Origin of the sequence: Enterococcus sp. 9E7_DIV0242, from assembly GCF_002140975.2 — a bacterium.
In the GTDB taxonomy this organism is placed as follows: domain Bacteria; phylum Bacillota; class Bacilli; order Lactobacillales; family Enterococcaceae; genus Enterococcus_L; species Enterococcus_L clewellii.
Genome location: NZ_CP147247.1, coordinates 1,662,841 through 1,687,705, shown reverse-complemented (window position 1 = coordinate 1,687,705; position 24,865 = coordinate 1,662,841). Strand labels below are relative to the sequence as shown.

Genomic DNA, 24,865 nt, shown 5'->3' with positions numbered 1-24,865 from the left:
GACGAGGAGGGCAGAACATGGCTGAGTTGAAAAAATATGAAGAAACACATTATGATATGCAGATTATTGACGAAGCCGTGGTCAAAGCAGATGGCCCTGTGAAACAGGTAGATGTTGCTGATGACTTGCTCCATTATCCAAAACAACGTTTGAGAAACGTTTCGTTTATTGAAAAAATCCTTGCAGTATTCCTGTTGGCAGCTGTAATCAGTATTGCCGTCCTGACAATCCAAGTGAGAACAGCAATCGTTCAGACGACCAATGGAATCACTGATGCTCAGGCAGAAATCTCTCAGAAGGAAGAGACAGCCTTAAAACTTGAACAAGAAAGAAATGAACTGTCAAAAGCAGATCGTATCAAGGCGATTGCGGAAGAACAGGGACTTTCAGAAAATGACGGAAATTTAAGGAAAGTGAATTAATATGAGCATAAGAAATAGAATCAAAACGTTTATTCGTAAAAAGAATTTAAATCCAATGAACAATCGCAAAAAAGTAGGCATTATTCTATTTGCTACAAGTATTGGGTTGTTCTTTTTGTTTGCATTCAGATTGTCCTATATCATTGGCTCTGGAGAGGTTGCTGGTGTTTCTTTAAAAGAAAAGACAAAGGAACTATATAGTGGAAGCACAGTAATCAAAGCTAAGCGAGGATCGATATTGGATCGAAATGGTCAAGTTATTGCAGAAGATGCGACCTCCTATTCACTATATGCTGTTTTATCTGAAGACTTTTTGGGTCAGGAAAAGAAAAAGCTATATGCACAAAAAAAGGATTTTGATGCGATTGCAACTATTTTAGCTAACAATACAGATTTGTCGAAAGAAGACGCATTAAAGTATTTGAATGATGGGACAAACAAAGATGGTTCTCCCAAATTTCAAGTGGAGTTTGGTTCAGGCGGGAAGAATCTGTCGCTTGAAAAGAAGCAAAATATTGAAGTTGCTCTGAAAGAACAAGAAATAGAAGGGATCTATTTTGAAGATCATCCGGATCGTATTTATCCGAACGGAGTCTTTGCCTCTCATGTTATAGGTTATACAGATTTAGCAGATAAAGATGATGAGTCTGTTGGTCTAGTCGGTAAAATGGGGATCGAATATTCCTATAATGATATATTGAGCGGAACAGATGGAAAGATTGATTATCAAAAAGATGTGAATGGAAATCCAGTTCCCGGATCTGTTGTAGAAGAAAGCCAAGTGCAAGATGGTAAGGATATCGTGACAACCTTAGATATCCGTTTGCAGACACGTCTGGAAAACTTGCTTGACCCATTGGTGGAAAAGTATGAGCCGGAAGAAGTAACTGCTATGTTGATGGAGGCAAAGTCCGGTGATATCGTTGCGATGTCCCAACGCCCTTCCTTTGAACCGGAAACGAGAGAAGGTTTGGATTTATGGCGTAATCTCTTAGTAGAAGATAAATTTGAACCTGGTTCTACAATGAAAATCATGACTTCTGCTGCAGCGATCCAACAAGGGGGATTCAACCCGAATGAAACCTTTGTCTACCCTTACGGAGGTGTGGTTCTTGATGATACGCCGGGGAACGAAACAGTAGTTAATGACTGGGATAAAGGTGAAAAAGGAACCTTGAATTTCCGTCAGGCGATTTCCTGGTCCAGTAATGTTGGAATGTTAGAGTTGGAGCGTCGAATGGGTGGTACGACATGGCAGGACTATCTTAAGAAGTTTGGTTTTGGCGAATCAACGAATTCAGGTTTGGAGAGTGAATCCTCCGGTAGCGTTCCGGGAGATAATACAGTCGATCAGGCCATGTCTTCTTTCGGTCAGGCTGTTTCAGTTACTAATTTTCAAATGATGCAGGCATTCAGCGCTTTTGCGAATGATGGAACAATGATCAAACCGCAATATATACGTGAAATCGTGAATGCTCAAACTGGTGAAAAGGAAGTCACACAACGAGAAGAAGTTGGGACACCTGTTAGTGCACAAGCAGTCAATGAAGTTCGAACATATATGATCGATACTGTAGAAGATCCAACCTATGGGATTGCTTATGATGTCTATACGGTACCGGGCTATCGTGTTGCGGCTAAAACAGGGACTGCACAGGTTGTCGATGAAGAGACCGGCGTTTATTATACTGGTCCAACAGACTATCTTTATTCTGTCGTTGAAATGGTGCCGGCTGAGAATCCGGAATACATACTGTATATAACCATGAAACGACCAAATACGAATTATAACAAGACAACATTAGCTGAGGTTGCCAATCCATTGATGAAATTGGCAATGGAAATTAAATCAACAGATGTGGGGACACAAGCAGCTACTGAAGCAATTAAATAATTGAGTTTGAAGTGAATTAGGAGAGATATTATGGAGTGGACACAGATTTTTATCCCGATTGCAGTCAGCTTTGCGCTGACTGTTTCAATCATGCCGATGTTTATTGGCTATTTTCAAATGAAAAAGCAAGGACAGGTAACAAGAGAGGAGGGCCCGACTTGGCACAATGTTAAATCAGGAACACCAACAATGGGTGGGGCTGTCTTTTTAGCAGCTGCGACGGTTACTTCTTTGATTGCCGGGATATGGTTGAAGCAGTTGACATCTTCTGTGTTAGTCTTACTATTTATCCTGATTTTGTACGGCTTGTTGGGATTCTTGGACGATTTTATCAAAATATTCAAGAAGCGTAACATGGGACTTAATTCGAAGCAAAAACTGGTTGGTCAAATTTTAGGCGGAATCGTCTTTTACTTGGTTTATCGAATGGATAGCCTGCCAGACAGCTTAAATCTATTTGGTGTGATGGAAGTACCGCTGGGTATTTTTTATGGAGTATTCATCATTATCTGGCTTGTTGGCTTCTCCAACGCGGTAAATCTTACAGATGGAATTGATGGTCTAGTGTCAGGTCTGGGGACGATTTCATTTGGAACATATGCGATTATTGCATGGAAACAACAGCAGTTTGATGTAGTTATTGTGTGTTTAAGTGTCATCGGTGGGTTGATTGGATTTTTCCCATATAATAAAAAACCGGCGAAAATATTTATGGGGGATGTCGGTTCATTAGCTTTAGGTGGACTGCTAGCCGCGATTTCAATCATACTTAGACAAGAATGGACATTATTATTGATCGGTTTAGTTTATGTCATTGAAACTGCTAGTGTGATGCTTCAGGTGTTTTCATTCAAGATGTTTGGAAAACGTATTTTCAAAATGTCTCCGATTCATCATCACTTTGAAATGAGTGGTTGGTCTGAATGGAAAATCGATATCATTTTTTGGTTGACTAGCTTAATCTGTTCTGCAGTGACACTTTGGCTCATTTTCTAAGGAAGTGAAGGGGATTAATTATGAAAAAAATTACGACATATGAGAATAAAAAGATTTTAGTTCTTGGTTTGGCGAAAAGTGGTGTCAGTGCTGCAAAATTGTTGCAGGAACTAGGCGCATTGGTAACGGTTAATGACTTTAAACAATTCGATCAAAATCCTGATGCCCAAGATTTATTAAGCTTGGGTATTCGTGTTGTTACGGGGGGCCACCCAATAGAGCTTTTAGATGAGGATTTTTCTATGGTTGTCAAAAATCCGGGAATTCCTTATTCAAACACGCTTGTTCAAAAAGCTTTGGAAAAAGGATTGCCGGTTTTAACAGAGGTCGAGCTTGCGTATCAAATCGCTGAATGTCCGATTATCGGCATTACTGGAACCAATGGGAAAACGACGACAACAACAATGATCGGGCTTTTATTAAATGCCGACAGAGAGGCTGGTACGGCACGTCTTTCTGGAAATATTGGGTTTCCAGCCAGTCAAGTAGCTCAGGAATCAGAGGCAGCAGACGATCTGGTAATGGAACTGTCAAGCTTCCAATTAATGGGGATCGAGACCTTCAAACCGGAAATTGCTGTTATTACGAACTTGTATGAAGCACATATCGATTATCATGGGACTCGTGAAGAATATGTTAAAGCAAAGTGGAATATGCAAAAGAATATGACTTCCTCAGAATACCTGATTTTGAATTGGGACCAGGAAGAATTGCGTCAGTTGAGTAAAACAAGTGCGGCAACGATTCTCCCGTTTTCAATCAATGAGAAGGTAGCCGGCGCATTTTGTGAAGAGGGGAAACTCTATTTCAAGGATGACTATATAATGGAAGCTTCTGAATTGGGCGTTCCAGGTAGTCATAATGTTGAAAATGCATTAGCAGCGATTGCTGTAGCAAAATTAAAAGGGGTGTCAACTGAAGCAATACGTGAAACTTTAAAACGTTTCACAGGTGTTCCACATCGTACGCAATATGTGGGGGAACTCAATGGCCGCAGATTTTTCAATGATTCAAAGGCTACCAATATTCTAGCCACAGAGAAAGCATTGAGTGGCTTTGATAATGAACACTTGATTCTTTTGGCAGGTGGTTTGGATCGTGGAAATGATTTTGACGAACTTGTTCCTTTCCTTATCGGACTGAAAGGGATTGTTCTCTTTGGAGAAACGAAGGACAAGCTGAACCAAGCAGCAATTCAGGCTGGGATCACTTCAATTGTCTTGACTGAAAATGTTGAAACAGCTGTAAAAGAAGCCTATGATTTTTCACAAAAAAATGATACTATCTTATTGTCGCCCGCTTGCGCAAGTTGGGATCAATACCCCAATTTTGAACTGCGCGGAGAGAAATTTATGCAGGCATTTCAGCAGCTAAAACAAAAAGAAAAGTGAGAAGAAGCATGAAGATACTAGTAACAGGCGGAGGAACAGGCGGACATATTTATCCGGCGTTGGCATTTATTGATTATGTGAAGAAAACACAGCCAGGCGCAGAATTTATGTATGTTGGAACAGAGCGTGGTTTGGAAAGTAAAATTGTGCCAAGCTATGGGATTCCATTCAGTACGATCAAGATTCAAGGATTTCGTCGGTCATTAAGTCCTCAGAATATCAAAACTGTTTATCTTTTTCTATCTAGCATAGGAAAAGCCAAAAAGCTTATCCGCTCTTTTCAGCCGGATATCGTTATAGGAACAGGCGGTTATGTATCAGGATCGGTGATGTTTGCTGCCAAGCAACTTGGTATCCCAACAATCGTTCATGAACAGAACAGTGTCCCAGGGGTCACCAACAAATTTTTGAGTAAGTTTGCTTCGAAAATAGCCGTGTGTTTCCCAGATGTAAGTTCTTATTTTCCAAAAGAAAAAGTAGTTTTGACCGGCAATCCCAGAGCACAGGAAGTGGCTGGTGTCGAGAAATCAGCAATTTTGGCTGAGTATGGTCTGAAACCAGAGGAACCAACAGTTGTCATTTTTGGAGGCAGTCAAGGTGCGTTGAAAATCAACCAAGCCTTTTTAGAGGCTTTACCTTTTTTTGAAGATAAACCATATCAAGTGTTGTATGCTTCCGGAGAACGTTATTTTGAAGAGCTTCAAGAAAAGTTAAATCTTTCTAAAAGAACGCTGAAAAATGTGAGTATTCAGCCATATATTGATAAAATGGCAGATGTCATGGGAAATGTACAGTTGATTGTGGGACGTGCAGGAGCAACATCGATTGCTGAAATTACTGCTTTAGGGCTTCCATCAATTCTTATTCCCAGCCCGTATGTCACAAATGATCATCAAACAAAGAATGCTCAAAGCTTGGTGAAGGCAGGAGCAGCACAGTTGATCAGTGATGGAGAACTTACTGGTTCCACGCTTGTAGCTTCTATAGAAGAGATTCTGTTAAATGATGAAGTTCGTAAAAAAATGGCAGATAACTCCCGAAATGAAGGGATCCCAAATGCCAGTGAACGACTCTATCAAGTAGTGGAGGAACTTGTACGATGACGGGAGGTGTAGAAGATTAGTGAGAAGGATTTTGATAACAAAGACAATGATCAAAAGCAGTCTGAAAATGATGAGCTTCAACTGACTCCGTGGCAGAAAGAAAACCTTGAGTATATGAGAAATCAAGGCGATACCCCTATCTGGCACCCGGAAAGAAAAGAAGAAGAGACTGAAACCGACGCTGAATCGGAAATAACAGAAGACATAGATGAAACAGCAAAGGAACTTTCTGAAGAGCAAGATCAGGACTTTGAACAGGAGAAGCCGCAGAGCACTTACGAATCTTTTGCCGACCGATTACCTAATGTCAAAAAAGTACGAAACACTCGTCTGGTGAGGCGGTTGACGTTGATTATTTCGATTTCAGCCATTATCATTTTAGTTTTATGTTACTTTATTTCGCCTTTCAGTAAGCTGTCTGGTGTGACAGTCACCGGTAATGAAAATGTTGATTCACAGGCAATAATCACAGACTCCAAATTGATGATTGAAGAACCATTGTGGGCCCAATATTTTGATCGGACTGTCAATGAAAAAAATATTGAGAAGAAATTTCCGCGGGTGAAGAAAGCAACTGTTTCTTTAAATGGCATCAATAGCTTTAAAATTTCTATTGCTGAGTATGATGTCCTTGCTGTTGATTACTCGGAGGGTTCTTATTCTCCAATCTTGGAAAATGGAACTGTGTTAACAGATAAGCTAGACAACCCAATCAGTGGGATGCCGGTCTTTGCCAATTTTCAAGATGAGAAACAAATTCAAGCATTGATAGTATCATATGGTGGACTGCCTGATGAACAAAAAGAGCAAATTACCGAAATCAAGTATTCACCTTCCGAGTCCAACAAAGAACTGATTACGCTTTATATGAAGGACAGCAATCAGGTAATCGTGAATATCTCGCAATTAGTAGAAAAAATGGGTTATTACTCTCAAGTCGCAGGTCAGATGACAGAGCCAGGTGTCATTGATATGGAAGTAGGGATTTTCTCTTACTCTCATAAGAAAGAAACAGAGAATAGCGAGGCTTCTGAAAGCACAGAAGAGAGCTCTTTGTCAGCCGAAGTAGAGCAGTAAAAAAATAAATGATAAAATAGTAGAATCTTCTTTCTAAAAACCCCTTGTTTATGGTAGAATTGAAAGAAGTGAGTATTGACAAAATATAGATAAACGAGCGTATAGGTTCGCTTACATATTGGATTAATTAGGAGGAGGAACCCCATTCATGGCAAAAACAGGAATGTATGTAGGCCTTGATATTGGTACAACATCAGTAAAAGTTGTTGTAGCCGAATTTATTGAGGGCCAAATGAATATAATTGGCGTGGGAAACGCGAAATCTGATGGTTTAAACAGAGGAATCATCGTTGATATTGATAAAACCGTAAATGCAATTCAGCGTGCTGTAAGGCAAGCGGAAGAAAAAGCGGGGATTCAAATCAAGAGTGTTAACGTAGGTTTGCCGGCTAATATGTTGGAAGTGGAAAACTGCCAAGGGATGATTGCTGTAAGCAGTGAATCAAAGGAAATCAATGATGAGGATGTACGCAATGTAGCATCTGCAGCTTTGGTTCGTTCGACTCCTCCAGAACGTCAAATCGTTGCAATCTTACCTCAAGAGTTTACTGTTGATGGTTTTGAGGGGATCAAAGATCCTCGTGGAATGATCGGTGTTCGTCTTGAAATGTTGGGCGTGGTCTTTACCGGACCTAAAACAATCATCCATAATACACGGAAATGTGTAGAGAAAGCTGGTCTATCAGTAAATGAAATGGTCATTGCGCCTCTTGCATTGACTGAAACGATTCTCTCAGATGGCGAAAAAGAATTTGGAACCATCGTTATCGACATGGGTGGTGGTCAAACAACAACTGCTGTGATGCATGACAAGCAATTGAAATTTAACCATGTGAATCAAGAAGGCGGAGAGTTCGTAACAAAAGATATTTCTATTGTTTTGAACACATCCTTCAACAATGCTGAAGCACTGAAAATCAATTATGGCGATGCGTTCCCTGAACGTACATCTGTCAGTGAAGAGTTTCCAGTAGATGTAATTGGAAAATCCGAACCAGTAAAAGTAGATGAACGCTATCTGTCAGAAGTGATTGAAGCGAGAGTAGAGCAAATATTTAGAAAATCAAAAGAAGTATTGGATGAGATCGACGCATTGGAATTGCCAGGTGGAATTATTTTAACTGGCGGTGGCGCAAGCCTTCCAGGTGTTGTAGATCTGGCTCAGGAAATTTTTGATACAGGTGTGAAACTTTATGTGCCGAACCATATGGGATTGCGTAATCCTGTTTTCACAAATGTTATCAGTATCGTTGAGTATTCTGCACAGCTTCCAGAGATTTATCATATTGCTAAAGGTGCGGTTCCTGGTGGGAAGTCAACAGCTTCAGCTCCACAGATTGCTGTGCAACAGCAAGAAGCAGCTTCCTATGAAAACTATCAGGACGAACCAGCAGAAACAAATTATGAAAATGCTGAAAATCATGAGTCAAATGAAAAAGTCACTGGAAAAATCAAAGACTTCTTCTCAAATATCTTTGATTAATCACTAAAATAGGAGGAAACGATAATATGGAATTTTCTTTAGATAATAATATCAATAACGGCGCTGTCATTAAAGTCATCGGTGTCGGCGGCGGCGGCGGCAATGCTGTCAACCGTATGATTGAAGAAAATGTCAAGGGTGTTGAGTTTATCGCTGCGAACACAGATGTTCAAGCCTTGAAAAGTTCAAAAGCTGAGACTGTGATCCAACTTGGCCCTAAATATACACGCGGCTTAGGTGCCGGTTCTCAACCGGAGGTAGGTCAAAAAGCTGCAGAAGAAAGCGAACAGGTTATCTCTGATTCATTGCAAGGAGCTGATATGATTTTTATCACTGCTGGAATGGGTGGAGGAACTGGAACGGGTGCTGCACCTGTTGTAGCTAAAATTGCAAAAGAATTAGGCGCTTTGACAGTTGGTGTCGTTACTCGTCCATTTAGCTTTGAAGGCCCTAAAAGAGGCCGTTTTGCAGCAGAAGGAATCGCCCTTCTGAAAGAAAACGTAGACACGCTTTTGATTATTTCGAACAACCGTCTATTAGAAGTTGTAGATAAAAAGACGCCAATGCTTGAAGCCTTCCGTGAAGCGGATAATGTTTTACGCCAAGGAGTTCAAGGCATATCGGATCTGATTACTGCACCTGGTTACGTCAACTTGGACTTCGCTGATGTGAAGACAGTGATGGAAAACCAAGGAACAGCATTGATGGGTATCGGTGTTGCCAGCGGTGAAGATCGTGTGATCGAAGCAACGAAGAAAGCCATTTCTTCTCCATTACTTGAAACATCTATTGATGGTGCAGAGCAAGTGTTATTGAACATCACAGGTGGACTGGACATGACCTTGTTTGAAGCACAGGATGCTTCAGATATTGTTACTAGTGCTGCTACTGGTGATGTAAATATCATCTTGGGTACATCAATCAATGAAGATCTTGGCGACGAAATTCGCGTAACTGTTATTGCGACAGGGATCGATCCTTCTAAGAAAGAAAGACGTCCACAGCGACAAAGAGCAACAAATACACAAATTCAATCTGTTCAACAAGCCCCTGTTTTGGATATGGAGCAGGCTAGAAATGCTCAGCCGCAACAATCACAACAACAGGAAGAAACAAGTGCTTTTGGAGACTGGGACATCCGTCGTGAGCAGAATGTACGTCCAAAAGTGGAAGAAACAACGATTGAAAATGTTGAGAAAAAAGAATTTGAAACATTCCATCGTGAAGAATCTTCTCACAATGACGATGAATTAAATACACCGCCATTTTTCAGAAGAAAAAGATAGAGAGGCAATGACACATGCTGGCAGATAATTTGAATGAAATCAAAGAAACTATCAAGCTGGCATGTACGCATGCCCATCGTTCCGAAACAGAAGTGACTTTAGTCGCTGTGACTAAGTCAGTTGATAGTGAAGTAGCCGAACAGCTTGCAGAGCTTGGTGTTGAGGATTTTGCAGAGAACCGTGTGGATAAATTATTAGAGAAAAAAGCTGCTTTGAAGAATTATTCTTCAATAAAGTGGCATTTGATTGGTAATTTACAGCGGAGAAAGGTAAAATTAATAATCAACAACATCGACTATTTTCATGCTTTGGACAGTTTGAGCTTAGCAGAAGAAATTCAGAAACGGGCTGAGAAGACCATCTCATGCTTTGTTGAAGTGAACATCTCTGCTGAGGAGAGTAAACATGGACTAAGAAAAGAAAAATTAAAGGATTTTATCAATCAATTGAGTACGATGGATAAAATTCGTGTTGTTGGTCTTATGACCATGGCACCTTTGAATGCCGATGATGATGAACTCCATACTTTTTTTTCGGAGTTAAAAGATGCTCAGACTATGGTAAGGGAAATGAATTTGCCCTATGCTCCGTGTACGGATCTTAGTATGGGAATGTCGAATGATTTTCCTATAGCTGTAGAAGAAGGAGCAACATTTGTTCGTGTCGGCAGAGGATTATTTAGAGGTGCGTAAAGGAGGGGAATCTATGTCAATTTTTAATAAGAATGCATTATCAAATTTTTTTGGATTATCTGGTGAAGATGAATATGAAGATAGCTACGACAGTTACTCAGAGCAGCAGACAGCTGTAAATGAGCAACCACGAGTGAGACAACAGCAGCAGCGACCAAGAGTGCAGCAGCAGGCGGTTCCTCAGCAACAAACTGTCCAACGTCAAGCATATTCTGATTCAGAAACTTTGAAGGAGAGACCATCGGCTCGTTATCGTTCAACAGAAAAATATCAAAATCCGAATAGTGGTAGTCATCAGACAAGATCGTACAATGAGAAAAAGGTTGTCTCCATGCGCAATTCTAATACATCATCTGTTCCACAGGAGAACAATCGTTATGGCGAACCAATGAAGATTTCGATTATTGAGCCTAGAGTATATTCGGAAGCAATGAATATCGCAAAACATATCATTGTTGAAGAAGCTGTATTGATTAACTTCCACTTACTTGAGGAAAGTCAGGCGAGACGAATCGTTGATTTTATTACAGGAACTGTTTATGCGCTAGATGGTGATATTCAACGTGTTGGGGATGAAATTTTCTTATGCACACCACCAAATATGGAAATAGACAGTGCAACTGCACAATCATTAGCTAAAAAACAGATGTTTGATTTTTAGTGTAGGAGGTAATCATTATTATTCAGATTTTAGTTCTTATAAATAAGGGTGTTCAGATTTATTCTGGTTTATTGGTTGTTTATGCGCTGCTTTCTTGGTTTCCTGGAGCACAGGATTCATTTCTTGGGCGGTTGGTTGCGAGATTGTGCGAACCCTATTTAAGTTTGTTTGATCGATTGAATTTGAATATTGGAATGGTTAGCTTTAATGTAATGATAGGAATTATCGTGTTGAATCTGGCAAGTGGCGGCTTGAACATGATTGTCATGTCACTATTAGGCTATTAATAAAAGAAGGGTGGTTTATCTATGAATGCAAATGTGTATCAGCATTTTCGGAAAGATGAGCATCCTTTTATTGATTCCGCAGGTGACTGGATCGAAAAAGTAGAAAGTCAATATGCGCCTTATTTGACTGAGTTTTTAGATCCCAGACAAGCATATATCCTTGAGACGATCATTCGTCAGAATAGTGACTTGTCTTTTCGTTTTTATGGCGGATATGAGCAAGCTGAGAGAAAAAGATGTTTGATTTTTCCAGATTACTATGAGCCGACAACAGAAGATTTCAATATTAAGTTGATTGAGATTATTTATCCTGTGAAGTTTACATCGCTTTCTCATGGAAAAATATTAGGTACGTTGATGAATACAGGGATTCAACGCCAATATTTTGGGGACATCATTTCAGATGGGGAACGTTGGCAGGTATTTATTGCTGATGAAACGATGAACTTTGTAGTTGCTCAAGTGGAAAAGATTGGAAAGATAGCTGTGAGGCTAGAAGAAAGAACGTATACAGAGATTATTATGCCTAAGGACGAATGGTCATTGGAGCATGCCACAGTTAGCTCTATGAGATTAGATAATTTGATTTCTACTGTATATAACATTTCTAGGCAGCGCTCTAAACAGCTGATAGAATCTGGAAAGGTCAAAATCAATTGGGCTGAAAATATACGTCCGGATTTTCCTTTAGAGTTGTTGGATATTGTATCTATAAGAGGCTTTGGCCGTATACAGATACAGGAGTTGGAAGGCAAAACTAAAAAAGAAAAATACCGTTTGTTATTGGGAGTACTGCGAAAATAAAACGATGAGGTGAATGAGTATGGCGTTAACACCATTAGATATCCAGAATAAGGCTTTCTCTACAAAGATGAGAGGCTATAATCAAGACGAAGTAGATGATTTTCTTGATCAAGTAACAAAAGATTATGAAGATTCTCTTCAAAAAGTCCGTGAATTAGAAAAATCGTTGAAACATGCAGAAGAAAAATTGCAATACTTCAACGAATTGAAAGACGCGTTAAACCAATCAATTATTGTGGCACAAGATACAGCTGACAAAGTGAAATCAAGTGCAACGAAAGAGTCAGAAGTGATTGTTACTTCTGCTGAAAATACAGCAAATGAAATGGTAAGCAATGCAGAAAGACGTTCTAATGCGTTGATTACTGCAGCTGAAGATAAGGCAACTGAAATCCTTACAGAAGCAACAGACCGTGCAAGACAGCTTGCTGCTGAAACGGATGACTTGAAGAAGAAAACGCGTGTATTCCATCAACGTTTGAATTTGATGTTGGAAACACAGCTTGAACAAGTTAAGAGTGAAGAATGGAACGATTTGCTGAAACCATTCTCAAGCTATGTGAGTGACAGTCATACAGTTATTCAGGAGGTCCTGTCTAAGGAATTGACTGGTGGCTTAGAAACTGGTGAAACAGGAGCAATACCAGTAGTTGGATCGGAAGAGGCAACTACGGTTTCTTCTCTAGAAGATGCGAAGAAGCTGAATGATGAGTTATCTGAATCCTTAGAGTTTCTAGATAGCAAATCTGCAACAGAAGAATAGAATAATTTCTAATGAATAGAACAGAAAAATCAATACGTATTCTTTGTAGCGAGTCAATGATGGTGAAAGATTGACAAGACCCTACTATTGAAAAGATCCTCTATTCCAGATCAAGCGTGAAACAGAGTAAGGCTTGACGTGTGATTACGATACCAATCATCAGAGGGAATCATTGACAAAATGATTCTAAATTTGGGTGGTAACACGAGCGCTTTCGTCCCTTGGGATGGAAGGGCTCTTTTTGTTTTAATAACCATGAATAAATTTTTTATGTTTCTTAAAGAAACAGAATTTAGATCTATGAATCAGCAAAAAAGACAAGGACTCTAAGTAGGAATATACGCACTAATTTTCTATTCTCTATTTTGTTGTATTCATATATATTGAAAGTGAGGAAGCAATAATGAAAATGAAAGAAACACTGCAGCTTGGAAAAACAGCTTTTCCAATGCGTGGCAATCTGCCAAATAGAGAAGTTGAGTGGCAGAAAGACTGGGAAGAAAAAGAAATCTATGAAAAGAGACAACAACTAAATGAAGGAAAACCGTCATTTATTCTTCATGATGGTCCCCCGTATGCCAACGGAAATATTCATTTGGGGCATGCGCTGAATAAAATCAGTAAAGATATTATTGTTCGTTCTAAATCAATGTCAGGTTTCCGATCACCGTATGTTCCAGGTTGGGATACGCACGGCTTACCAATTGAACAGGTTTTGACAAACAAAGGTGTGAAGCGTAAAGAAATGACGTTGGCAGAATACCGCAAGAAATGTGAAGAATACGCACGTTCTCAAGTGGATACACAAAGAGCGGACTTTAAGCGTCTAGGGATTGGTGGCGATTGGGAACACCCATATATTACACTGGATCCTTCGTATGAAGCTGCAGAAATTCGTGTATTTGGTAAGATGGCTGAAAAAGGCTATATCTATAAAGGACTGAAGCCAATCTATTGGTCTCCATCAAGCGAATCTTCTTTAGCCGAAGCAGAAATTGAGTACCATGATGTAAAATCACCATCTATCTATGTTGCCTTTAAGATTGTCGATGGCAAAGGACTTTTGGATACTGATACATCATTAGTTATCTGGACAACAACCCCTTGGACATTGCCTGCAAACCTGGGGATCTCTGTTAATGCAGATTACCAATACGTAGTAGTAAAAGCATATGGGAAAAAATATGTGGTCGCAAAAGACTTGTTGGATCAAGTGAAGGAAGCAATCGGTTGGGATGATGTAGAAATCGTTGATACAATCAGCGGAAAAGACATGGAATATATGACAGCACAACACCCATTCTATGATCGTACTTCTTTAGTGATGCTTGGAGACCATGTTACGCTGGAAGCTGGTACTGGTCTGGTTCATACAGCTCCAGGACATGGTGAGGATGACTATATCGTAAGTAAAAAATATGGTTTGGATGTATTGTCACCAGTTGATAATCGTGGTGTGTTTACAGAGGAAGCACCAGGCTTTGAAGGTGTCTTTTATGATAAGGCCAACCCAATGATCACTGCTTTACTGGATGAGAAGGATGCACTATTGAAGCTGGATTTCTTCAAGCATAGTTATCCACATGATTGGCGTACAAAAAAACCAGTCATCTATCGTGCAACGCCACAGTGGTTTGCATCGATCGATAAGTTCCGTCAAGATATTCTTGATGAAGTGGAAAAGGTAGATTGGATTATTCCTTGGGGGAAAACACGTCTTTACAACATGATTCGTGATCGTGGCGATTGGGTTATCTCTCGTCAACGTGCTTGGGGTGTACCATTGCCAATCTTCTATGCAGAAAATGGAGATGCAATCATTACGCCGGAAACAATCGACCATGTAGCTAATCTATTTGCAGAGCATGGCTCAAATATCTGGTATGAAAAAGAAGCAGCAGAGCTATTGCCAGCTGGTTTCACTCATGAAGGTTCACCAAACGGTACATTTACAAAAGAAAAGGATATCATGGATGTTTGGTTTGATTCAGGCTCTTCTCATGAAGCAGTTTTGCGTCAACGTCCTGAGCTAACTTTCCCTGCGGATATGTACCTTGAAGGTTCAGACCAGTATCGTGGCTGGTTCAACTCAAGTATCACAACAAGTGTAGCAATCAATGGTGTAGCACCTTATAAAGCTGTCCTTTCTCAAGGCTTTACATTAGATGGCGAAGGCCGCAAAATGAGTAAGTCTCTGGGCAATACAATCGTCCCTGAAAAAGTAATCAAGCAAATGGGTGCAGACATTTTGAGATTGTGGGTAAGTAGTGTGGACTCTGAGTCTGATGTACGTGTATCTATGGATATCTTGAACCAAGTATCTGAAGTTTATAGAAAAATCAGAAATACCATGCGTTTCCTACTTGCAAACACAAGTGATTTTGAGCCATCCAAACATACAGTACCATTTGAAGAGCTACGTTCTGTTGATAAATATATGACGGTAAAATTGAATCAAGTCATCAAAGAAATCCGTGAAAAAGGCTATGAGAAGTATAACTTTATGCAAATCTATCGTTCTGTCATGAACTTCCTGACAGTTGATTTGTCCGCCTTCTATCTGGATTTTGCAAAAGATGTGGTGTACATTGAAGCAGAAAATGACTATCAACGTCGTTGTATGCAGACAGTCTTTTATCAGACTGCCGTAGCATTGACGAAGCTATTGACACCAATCATTCCTCATACGTCAGAAGAAATCTGGAGCTTCCTGAAAGAAGAAGAGGAATATGTTCAGCTTGCTGAGTTCCCTGGCTATGAAGAATTCGCTAATCAAGCAGAGTTGATGGATACGTGGGAAGCCTTCATGGATTTCCGTGATAATGTACTGAAAGCTTTAGAAGAAGCGCGTAATTCTAAACTGATCGGTAAATCATTAGAAGCGAAGGTAACTGTTTATCCAACCGAACAGATTCGTGCTTTATTAAAAGCAGCAGATGCAGATATTGCACAATTGTTGATTGTTTCAGCCTTTGAAATCAGTGAGGGTGATGCTCCAGCAGAAGCTCTTTCATTCGATGATATGAAGGTTATGGTTGAAGCTGCGCCTGGTGAAACGTGTGATCGTTGCCGTTCCGTGAGAACAGATGTTGGCTCAGATGAAAAACTACCAACACTTTGTGGGCGTTGTGCAAGTATCGTTGAAGAAAATTATCCTGAAGCAGTAGCAGAAGGATTTGAAAGCTAAACAAGTAAATGAAAGACGGTTGTGAGTGGAATCGATGATTCTCCACTCATGACTGTTTTTTTCTGTAAGAGTGCAGTTTTTGAGAAGTGATTTATTATCGATGACAGGTAACCGGATTATCTCCAAACGAAGAAATGTAAGATTTTTTTTTACGCTTGCCATCAACAGTTGTTTTTCTTAAAATTAAGAAAGAAAAAATAAATAGGAGGGGTTTATGTACTCAATCGGACAAGTCGCTGCTTTTCTTGGTATTTCTAAGGATCAGCTAAGGTATTATGAAAAAAAGAATGTGTTTTCACCGACTCAAAATGAAGAGAATCTTTACCGTGAATATACACCGGAGGATATTGACCGAATCCTGATGGTTGATTTTTACCGTTCATTAGATTTGGATTTTAAAGCGATTGCGAGGATTAATCAAAAAACGGATTTAGATGATCTATCAGCTATTCTAGAGGAAAAACAGAATAAAATAGCTGCTATTATCCAACAGCAAGAAGAACTGAAGCAAGGAATCCAAATGGTTCAACAGACGATTGAAGCGATTAAACAGAAGCTAAATCAGATTTCCATACGACCGTTTCCCCCACAAAAGGTGTTGGGGGATTTTTCTGAGTTTCGTGCGTATGAAGAATTTTCTGCCTTACATAAATTGGCAGAAGCGAAACCAGCTATGACCCAACTTAAGCGATTGGTTCTGTTTGATGAAACAGGGATTCATAGTTCTAAAATGTTGATTACCAAGGATGCTGCTGAAGGAGAAGAAGGTGAATTGCTGCAGTTTGATGAATGTGTCTATACGATTATTGAAGATAAGGAAACTAATGAAGATTTGATAGGGAGAGTGTTTGAGACTATTTTGACCTATATGAACACGCATCAGTTAGAGCCTATTGGGCAAGCGATTGCTTGTATGTTATTACTTGCAATGGAAGATGAGCAGGCAAAATCCTATTTGGAAATCTATGTCCCTTTCAAAAAATAAAAAAGGCTGCTTGACCTTAGGACTGTCCCATAGTTTATGCTAAAAGCATAGAGAGATGGGAGAGATTTATATGACAGAAAAAAAACAAATAAAAAATATAGGAACAGTGATTTTTTTACATTTATGTCCTGGGGTGATTACTGTATTACTTCAATTGGTACTGATGAGATTGCAGGTGTTTGAAGGCCTACCGAATGTGTTTATACTAGTTGTTGCAGGGATGGTCGGCATTATTGGCTGGGAGCTAGGCCTTCTTTTCTATTTGTCTAAGAAGGAGACTGGAAGCTGGAACTTCTTTCAAATCCTTGGGTTGAAATCACCATTTTCTAATGGAAAAGTTATTTTGTATGGGGTTCCGTTGTTTCTATTTCTAGGAATCTGTTTTACTGTTTTCAAACCATTAGGAATCTATTTTTCTGAAACGATCTTTGCATTTATGCCCGCACAATTTCAATTAGGAGAATCAATGACTGGCTTTTCCAAGGAAATTCTGATTGTCACGTTGCTGCTGTATCTATTTGTTATTGCGGTAATCTATCCAGTAATCGAAGAATGCTATTTTAGAGGTTTTTTATTAGCTAGAATGAAATGGATGGGAAAATGGGGGATTGTTCTCAATACAGTGCTGTTTGCTTGTTATCACTTTTGGTCTCCTTGGTTGATAGTGACGCGTGTAGTTTCATTACTGCCATTGTACTATTTCACAGAAAAAAAAGATTCATTGAAGCTGGCGATCTTTGTTCATTGTCTGGCGAATACAACAGATATTTTTCCGCTGCTTAGCTTATTGTTCTGAGTAAGCTATGGAATAAGAAGCAAGTATATAGCAAAAAACTGGATTACTACTCCCGATTGAGTAGCTAATCCAGTTTTTATATGTCCTTCATTGTTAATCCAATTGACCTCGTTCACGGTACCAAACATCAGGTTCCCATGTCCACTGAAAGCCATCTGCTTCCAATAGCTCGAAGGCTGCCTTTGGTCCCATTGATCCAGCAGCGTAGTTAGGGAAATCTACTGTTGTTTTATCCCAAGCATGACGAATGATGTCAATGATGCGCCATGATTGTGCGACCTCATCCCAATGAGAGAAGTTTGTTCCGTCACCATTTAAGCTGTCTAGCAATAGTTTTTCGTATGCTTCAGGGCTATTCCCTGTTACTTCTGCACTATGACGGAAGTCCAGCTTCACAGGTGCAGTAGTAAAGCCCTGACCAATTTCTTTGCCGTTCAAAGTCATTGAGAAGCCTTCTGTTGGTTGGATGTAAATCGTCAACACGTTTGGCGGTAAATCATTTTTTTGTGTGCATTCTTCGACATCGTCTTTAAATACATTGATAGGGACTTGCTTGAAAACGATATTGATGCGTGTCCCTTTTTCTGTCAGACGTTTTCCTGTACGGATATAGAATGGAACACCTGACCAACGGAAATTATCGATGTAGAACTTGCCGGCAACAAACGTTTCAGTTTGTGAATCCTCCGCAACATTCGCTTCTTGACGATAGCCTGCAAAAGAGGCATCATCAAGACTACCAGGACCGTATTGTCCGCGCACAAAGTTTTTTAAAGCCTCTTCTTCCGTGTAGAGTCTGATAGCTTTTAGTGCTTTGACTTTTTCGGAACGAATCTCTTTTTCTGAGAATGTAACAGGTGGCTCCATTGCTAGCAAAGCCAGCACTTGAAGAATATGATTCTGTACCATATCTTTCAAAGCTCCGCTATTTTCATAGTAGCCGCCACGGTCTTCCACACCCAGACTTTCTGCAAAGGTAATTTGAACATTATCAATATAACGGTTGTTCCATTGTGATTCAAAAATATTATTGGCAAAACGAATAGCTGAGATATTTTGAATCATTTCTTTTCCCAGATAGTGGTCAATACGGAAGATGTCATCTTCTGGAAATACAGCACGGATTTCATTGTTTAACTGATGTGCACTTTCATAATCTGTCCCAAAAGGTTTTTCAATAATCAATCGATCAAAGCCGTCCTCAGTCAAGATGTTCTGAGATTTCAAATGGTTGACGATCGTACCAAAGAATTGCGGTGCCATTGCCAGATAATAAATTCTATTCCCTTGTAGCTGGTATTTCTCATTTAGCTTATCAGACAGTTCCTTCAATGTATCGTAATGCTCTGTGTCGTTCACATTGTGAGACTGATAATAGAAATGGCTTGCAAAAGCTGTTGCTTCTTCTTCCGACGGATTTAGATCAGCAATCGTCTCACGAACGATTTCACGGTAATAATCGTCGGACCATTCTCTTCGCGCTGTCCCAATGACCGCAAAGTGATCGCCAAGATTTCCTTTTTTATATAACCTAAAAAGAGAAGGGTAAAGCTTTCTCTTTGCAAGATCCCCTGTTCCTCCAAATATGGTAAACAATGCTGTTTTTTCGTTCATACTTTTCCTCCCCTTCTATAATGGATCAACAAATATTGTGCTGGCAGCCTTGTAGCTGACAGCCAATTTTTTTTCAGAATTACTGATAGTGATCGGTCCTTCGTAAGCCGCAATATCGTCGATCAAAAATTCGTCATGGATGTTAAGGTCAATAGAGACCAGATAATCCAGTAAGTCTTTTTCATCAAGGACTCGTGCAATGCGGATGCGTGTTCCAATTGGATAGTCTACGAGTGTTTGATGCCGTTCTTCATGGACAGGCTCACCGGCTTTGGGAATGACACCACCATGAGGGCAAAATTTTGGATGGCCTAAATAATCAGATAGGCGATCTGCCAATATTGGTGAGGTCACATGCTCCAACACCTCGGCATCATCATGGACTTCATTCCATGAATAGCTCAAGTGCTCGACTAGGAATACTTCCCACAGGCGATGCTTGCGAATCAAGGTACTGGCTTTTGTCAGTCCTAGTTCTGTCAACTGAACGCCTTGATAAGGGGAGTGATTAACTAGTTTTTCTTTGACCAGCTTTGAAATCATTTCGCTGACAGAAGCAGCTGAAACATTCAATCCTGAAACGATATGCTTATTATTGATTTTATTTTCATCTCCGCCTAATTCGAAGATGAGCTTGAGATAATCCTCTCGATTTGGTGTCATCTTTTTCATCCTTTCTCAGGAGTCATCAAACACAGTTTATCAGAAAAGCATCTATTTGACCATTTAATAAGATACTAATATGAAAACTTTAGGCACATTTTCCATTCTTTTCAAAAATTCATTGAATTGATACTGTTACGACCGTTATTTTTTCTGAAATTTTCACGTTGGTATTGTAAAATTTACCAGAACCATGTAAACTATTAAAAATAAATTAGAATTTTCAAACTATTTAAAAGAGGAATGATGTGAATGGGAAAGCAGACCACAAATAGAAAGAATATGATGTATGATCCTTCTTTTGAAAAAGATGCCTGCGGAATGGGCTTTATCGCACAGATGGATGGAATGGCTTCTCATCAGCTGATCGATCACGCGCTCACGATGCTGGAACGAATGAACCATCGGGGCGGGACTGGTGCGGAACCAGATACTGGAGATGGTGCGGGAATTTTGATGGCTATGCCGGATACTTTCTTTCAGAAAAAAGCGGCAGCTGAAAAAATTGTCTTACCTGATAAAGGACATTATGCTGTTGCTATGCTATTTTTACCAGAGGAAGAAATGGAAAAAAAAGCGTTGTTACAATCGATAACCGGAGAAATCAGTGCTGCGGGCTATCGTGTACTTTGGGAAAGAAATGTTCCCTTTGCGTTTGAATACTGTGGCCCCGGGGCGCAAAAAGTTATGCCGGGATTTATTCAGCTTTTTATTGAAAAACCAATTGATGTTAAAGCAGGAAGAGCCTTTGAAGACTGCCTTTTCCAGCTACGGAGAACGATTGAAAAAATATATTCTCCGGATGAATTAGCTATTTGCAGTCTGTCCTCTAAAACAATTGTTTATAAAGGCATGCTCCACGCCTATCAAGTCCGTTTGTTCTATCCTGACTTGCAGGATAAAACAATGGAAAGTCATATCGCATTGATCCACTCACGCTTTTCAACCAATACTTTTCCCAGCTGGGATCGGGCACAGCCTTTTCGTTTCTTAGCGCATAACGGGGAAATCAATACCCTTCGCGGTGCAGAAAATTGGATGCACAGTCACCATATCGATGTCTATAATGAAGAAAACTCTGATTCAGCCAAATTGGAAAATTGTATGGAACACCTGTACCGGAATGGTCGGGATATTCCGCATGCATTGATGATGATGATTCCAGAGGCTTGGTCGAAAGAGGCCAATCTAGAGGATGAAACAGCTGCATTCTATGAGTATAACTCTAGCTTTACAGCACCATGGGATGGGCCAGCAGCACTTTGTTTTACAGATGGTGAAATGGTCGGTGCAGCATTAGACAGAAATGGTCTTCGCCCTTCACGCTATTCGATTACAAAAGACAACTTTATTGTGGTTGCTTCTGAATCTGGTGTTGTTGATTTGGAACCAGCTAGGGTCGTTGAAAAGGGAATGTTAGGTCCTGCTAGTATGATCGTCGTTGATACGAATGCAGGAAAATTTTACCGCAATGAAGAAATCAAGGCGCGCTATGCTTCGAAGCATCCTTATCGGGAATGGTTGAATGAGCAGCTGTTGACTGTTGATCAGTTGGAAGAGCCAGCTGAAGAATCAACAGTAGCACTGACTGAAAAAGAATTGAACCATTTATGGAAGCTGAATGGTTATACAGATGAAATCATTCGAATGACGATTCTTCCGATGGCAGAAAAAGGCGAGGAGCCGGTTATTTCGATGGGCTATGATTCCCCATTGGCGGTATTGAGTGATAAGCCCCAGTCGTTATTTACTTATTTCAAGCAGCAATTTGCTCAGGTAACAAATCCACCAATTGATGCGATTCGAGAAAAACTAGTTATCGGAACAGAAATGTTTTTAGGTCGTGATGGCAATCTATTGATCGACCAGCCGGAAAACTGTAATAAATTGAAAATAGAAAGCCCTGTTTTATCCACCAATGATTTCTTAAGAATTAAAAAACTAAATATCCGTGGACAAAAAAGTATGGTTCAATCGATCATCTATTCATTGACACCGGAGGTTCCGAATCGCTTGCAACGAGCATTGGAAACGATGTTTAAAGAAGCCGAAGAAAAAATCGATAGTGGTGCGACGATTATCATTCTTTCAGATAGAGCGTATGGCAAAGGCAAAATGGCTATTCCGATTCTTCTGGCAGTTTCTGGATTGCATAATTATCTTGTTGAGCAAGGAAAAAGGGGACAGGTGTCCATTATTGTTGATTCAGCAGAGGTCTGTGAGGTTCATCATTACGCCATGTTGATTGGTTATGGAGCAAGCGGGATTCATCCATACGGGACTTATGAAACCTTGAAGGACTATCATCTAGCGGATAAATTAGAAAAATACCGTCAGGCAGCAGAAAAAGGTATTGTTAAGGTCATGTCTCGGATGGGGATTTCCACCATTGCCGGTTATCATGGTGCACAGTTGTTTGAAGCTGTTGGATTGTCCGAAAAAGTGATCGAGCAGTTCTTTACAGGAACAGCAAGCCGAATTGGCGGACTGACACTGAATCAGATAGAAAAAGAATATCTTGAACGTTATGAATCTGCCTATGGTGAAAAGGAAACCGATTTTCTGCCATCTGGAGGAAGCTTCCAGTTCAAAGCAGATGGCGAACATCACTTGTTTAACCCTGAAACAATCTACAATTTTCAACAAGCCGTTCGTCAGGGGGATTATTCACTTTATAAAAAGTATGCCCAGCAGTTAAACAAGGAAGAGTTGGAAACTCCTACGACTTTACGTGCGATGTGGGAATTCACTAGTGAACGTCAATCTGTGAAGCTGACGGAAGTAGAACCGGCAGAAGCAATCGTCAAACGCTTCAAGGTCGGTGCGATGAGCTACGGCTCATTGAGTCAGGAAGCACACGAATGTATTGCTGAGGCAATGAACCGAATTGGTGCTAAGTCAAATAGTGGCGAGGGTGGCGAGAATCGCAACCGGTTTAAAGCGCGAGCAAATGGTGTGAATCTAAATAGTAAAATCAAACAGGTGGCTTCCGGTCGTTTTGGTGTGAATGCAGAATATCTGATGAGTGCTGAAGAGTTGCAAATCAAGGTCGCGCAAGGAGCAAAACCGGGAGAAGGCGGACAGCTACCTGGGAATAAAGTCTTTCCATGGGTAGCAGAAATTCGTGGCTCGACACCTGGCGTTCGTTTGATTTCACCACCGCCTCATCATGATATTTATTCAATCGAAGATTTAGCTCAGTTGATCTATGATCTGAAAACGATCAATCCTTATGCCAAAATCAACGTCAAGTTAGTATCAAGCACAGGCGTTGGGACGATCGCTACAGGAGTAGTCAAGGCTGGGGCAGATGTTGTCGTAGTCTCTGGTTATGATGGTGGGACAGGTGCTTCTCCGAGAAATTCTGTCAGAGATGCCGGACTTCCATGGGAGATGGGTCTTGTTGAAGCCCACCAAACGTTAGCCTTAAATGGATTACGTCAGCGAATGACATTGGAAACAGATGGTAAGCTGATGACTGGGCGAGACGTGGCGGTGGCGGCCTTATTAGGTGCAGAGGAGTACAGCTTTGCGTCATTGGCACTTGTTGCAGTAGGCTGCGTGATGATGCGTGTCTGCAGCTTGAATACTTGTCCTGTTGGTGTAGCGACTCAAAACCCGGAGCTGCGTAAATTCTTTGCAGGTAAACCGGAACATATCATCAACGCGATGATGTTTATTGCTGAGGATCTCAGAGAAATCATGGCGGAGCTGGGGTTCAGAACAATCGATGAAATGATTGGTCATGCAGAGATGTTGAAGCCAAAATTTGTTGCCAAGGGGAAAGCAAAATCATTGGACTTTTCTCGAATGCTTGGTCACACATTAGGGATTGAGCGCAAATGTGAAGATCCGTTTCAAGAACAGCGGCAATGGAAAGAGCTGGATGCTTTTGCAGGCGCAGCTATCAAAAACAACCAAAAAATCTATATCGAAGAACCAATCAACAATGTCAATCGTTCGGTTGGAGCTCGTATGGGTGGTTGGATTGCTGAACGTTTCGGCAATTATGAGCTTGAACCGGGCTTGATCAATTACCACTATAAAGGAATTGCAGGCCAAAGCTTTGGGGCTTTCATTACTCAAGGGATGGCGCTTAAGCTGACTGGAGAAGCCAACGATTATGTTGGAAAAGGCTTAAGTGGCGGTCGTCTGATTATCGTTCCGCCGGAAGATGCTGGTTATAAGGCTGAAGTCTCGCCAATCGTCGGAAACGTTGCCTGCTTTGGCGCAAATAAAGGCGAAGCTTATTTCAGAGGACGAGGTGGAGAACGCTTCTGTGTCAGAAATAGTGGTGCAAGAGTTGTCGTTGAAGGGGTCGGTGATCATGGCTGTGAATATATGACAGGTGGTGTGGCAGTCATCTTGGGTGAAACCGGTCGTAACTTTGGTGCTGGGATGTCTGGTGGAGTCGCCTATATCTACGATCCGAATGAGCAGTTTGCAAACCGATGCAATATGGAGATGGTGGAACTGTTCCGTTTAGGCGAATCAGGTGATGACCATGTGCTGCAAGAATTACTGGAAAACCATTACCAACATACTGGCTCAGAAAAAGCAGCAGAAATTTTGGCAGATTGGGATAATCAGCAACAGCATTTTATCAAGGTTTATCCTAAAGAATACCATGAGATGGTTATCGTTACCGAGAAGCTACGCAAAGAGGGTCTATCCGGAGAACAATTATTGGAAACAGCATTTGAAGCTGTGATCGGCGCACAAAGTGTTCCGCAGAAACCAACAGTAAAGGAGCGTGGCTAA

The 24,865-nt window shown here is 40.5% G+C and carries 19 protein-coding genes; 17 read left to right on the top strand and 2 right to left on the bottom strand.

Annotation, left to right across the window (positions count from 1 at the left end; translation table 11 throughout):
• Positions 1-17 precede the first annotated feature (17 nt).
• The 16 genes from ftsL (at position 18) to A5888_RS07760 (ending at position 17,827) form a co-directional block, all read left to right on the top strand.
• On the top strand, positions 18-422 hold the full coding sequence (gene ftsL / locus A5888_RS07835; RefSeq protein ID WP_086350506.1) for a cell division protein FtsL: 405 nt from the start codon (positions 18-20) through the stop codon (positions 420-422).
• A gap of 1 nt (position 423) precedes the next feature.
• Complete coding sequence (locus A5888_RS07830; RefSeq protein WP_086350505.1) at positions 424-2,316, top strand: peptidoglycan D,D-transpeptidase FtsI family protein; 1,893 nt, start codon at positions 424-426, stop codon at positions 2,314-2,316.
• 30 nt (positions 2,317-2,346) lie between these two features.
• Positions 2,347-3,312 carry a phospho-N-acetylmuramoyl-pentapeptide-transferase gene (mraY, locus tag A5888_RS07825; RefSeq protein WP_086350504.1) on the top strand — a complete coding sequence of 322 codons (966 nt, stop codon included), beginning with the start codon at positions 2,347-2,349 and terminating at the stop codon, positions 3,310-3,312.
• A 20-nt stretch (positions 3,313-3,332) separates the two neighbouring features.
• Entirely contained in the window at positions 3,333-4,703 is a 1,371-nt protein-coding gene (gene murD, locus A5888_RS07820; protein ID WP_086350503.1) for a UDP-N-acetylmuramoyl-L-alanine--D-glutamate ligase, read from the top strand.
• Between the two features lie 8 nt (positions 4,704-4,711).
• Positions 4,712-5,806, top strand: a complete 1,095-nt coding sequence (murG, locus tag A5888_RS07815) for an undecaprenyldiphospho-muramoylpentapeptide beta-N-acetylglucosaminyltransferase (RefSeq protein ID WP_086350502.1) — start codon at positions 4,712-4,714, stop codon at positions 5,804-5,806.
• Between the two features lie 114 nt (positions 5,807-5,920).
• Entirely contained in the window at positions 5,921-6,883 is a 963-nt protein-coding gene (locus A5888_RS07810) for a cell division protein FtsQ/DivIB (protein WP_086350501.1), read from the top strand.
• Between the two features lie 148 nt (positions 6,884-7,031).
• Entirely contained in the window at positions 7,032-8,366 is a 1,335-nt protein-coding gene (gene ftsA / locus A5888_RS07805) for a cell division protein FtsA (protein ID WP_086350500.1), read from the top strand.
• 26 nt (positions 8,367-8,392) lie between these two features.
• Positions 8,393-9,652, top strand: coding sequence for a cell division protein FtsZ (ftsZ, locus tag A5888_RS07800; protein ID WP_086350499.1), 1,260 nt, complete (start codon positions 8,393-8,395; stop codon positions 9,650-9,652).
• Between the two features lie 14 nt (positions 9,653-9,666).
• Positions 9,667-10,344: a YggS family pyridoxal phosphate-dependent enzyme gene (locus A5888_RS07795; protein ID WP_086350498.1), complete on the top strand. Its 678-nt coding sequence runs from the start codon at positions 9,667-9,669 to the stop codon at positions 10,342-10,344.
• Positions 10,345-10,357: 13 nt separating this feature from the next.
• Complete coding sequence (locus A5888_RS07790) at positions 10,358-11,005, top strand: cell division protein SepF (protein WP_339102030.1); 648 nt, start codon at positions 10,358-10,360, stop codon at positions 11,003-11,005.
• 11 nt (positions 11,006-11,016) lie between these two features.
• On the top strand, positions 11,017-11,292 hold the full coding sequence (locus A5888_RS07785) for a YggT family protein (protein ID WP_422389748.1): 276 nt from the start codon (positions 11,017-11,019) through the stop codon (positions 11,290-11,292).
• A gap of 21 nt (positions 11,293-11,313) precedes the next feature.
• On the top strand, positions 11,314-12,096 hold the full coding sequence (locus A5888_RS07780) for an RNA-binding protein (RefSeq protein WP_086350496.1): 783 nt from the start codon (positions 11,314-11,316) through the stop codon (positions 12,094-12,096).
• 19 nt (positions 12,097-12,115) lie between these two features.
• Positions 12,116-12,859: a DivIVA domain-containing protein gene (locus A5888_RS07775; RefSeq protein ID WP_086350495.1), complete on the top strand. Its 744-nt coding sequence runs from the start codon at positions 12,116-12,118 to the stop codon at positions 12,857-12,859.
• Positions 12,860-13,262: 403 nt separating this feature from the next.
• Positions 13,263-16,046, top strand: coding sequence for an isoleucine--tRNA ligase (ileS, locus tag A5888_RS07770; protein WP_086350494.1), 2,784 nt, complete (start codon positions 13,263-13,265; stop codon positions 16,044-16,046).
• Between the two features lie 214 nt (positions 16,047-16,260).
• On the top strand, positions 16,261-17,031 hold the full coding sequence (locus A5888_RS07765) for a MerR family transcriptional regulator (RefSeq protein ID WP_086350493.1): 771 nt from the start codon (positions 16,261-16,263) through the stop codon (positions 17,029-17,031).
• 70 nt (positions 17,032-17,101) lie between these two features.
• Positions 17,102-17,827 carry a CPBP family intramembrane glutamic endopeptidase gene (locus A5888_RS07760; protein WP_170924864.1) on the top strand — a complete coding sequence of 242 codons (726 nt, stop codon included), beginning with the start codon at positions 17,102-17,104 and terminating at the stop codon, positions 17,825-17,827.
• A 93-nt stretch (positions 17,828-17,920) separates the two neighbouring features.
• Here A5888_RS07760 and zwf read toward each other — a convergent pair whose 3' ends face one another.
• On the bottom strand, positions 17,921-19,441 hold the full coding sequence (gene zwf / locus A5888_RS07755) for a glucose-6-phosphate dehydrogenase (protein ID WP_086350491.1): 1,521 nt from the start codon (positions 19,439-19,441) through the stop codon (positions 17,921-17,923).
• A 15-nt stretch (positions 19,442-19,456) separates the two neighbouring features.
• Entirely contained in the window at positions 19,457-20,104 is a 648-nt protein-coding gene (locus A5888_RS07750) for a metal-dependent transcriptional regulator (protein ID WP_086350490.1), read from the bottom strand.
• A gap of 252 nt (positions 20,105-20,356) precedes the next feature.
• Here A5888_RS07750 and gltB point away from each other — a divergent pair, with 252 nt between their 5' ends.
• Complete coding sequence (gene gltB, locus A5888_RS07745) at positions 20,357-24,865, top strand: glutamate synthase large subunit (RefSeq protein ID WP_086350489.1); 4,509 nt, start codon at positions 20,357-20,359, stop codon at positions 24,863-24,865.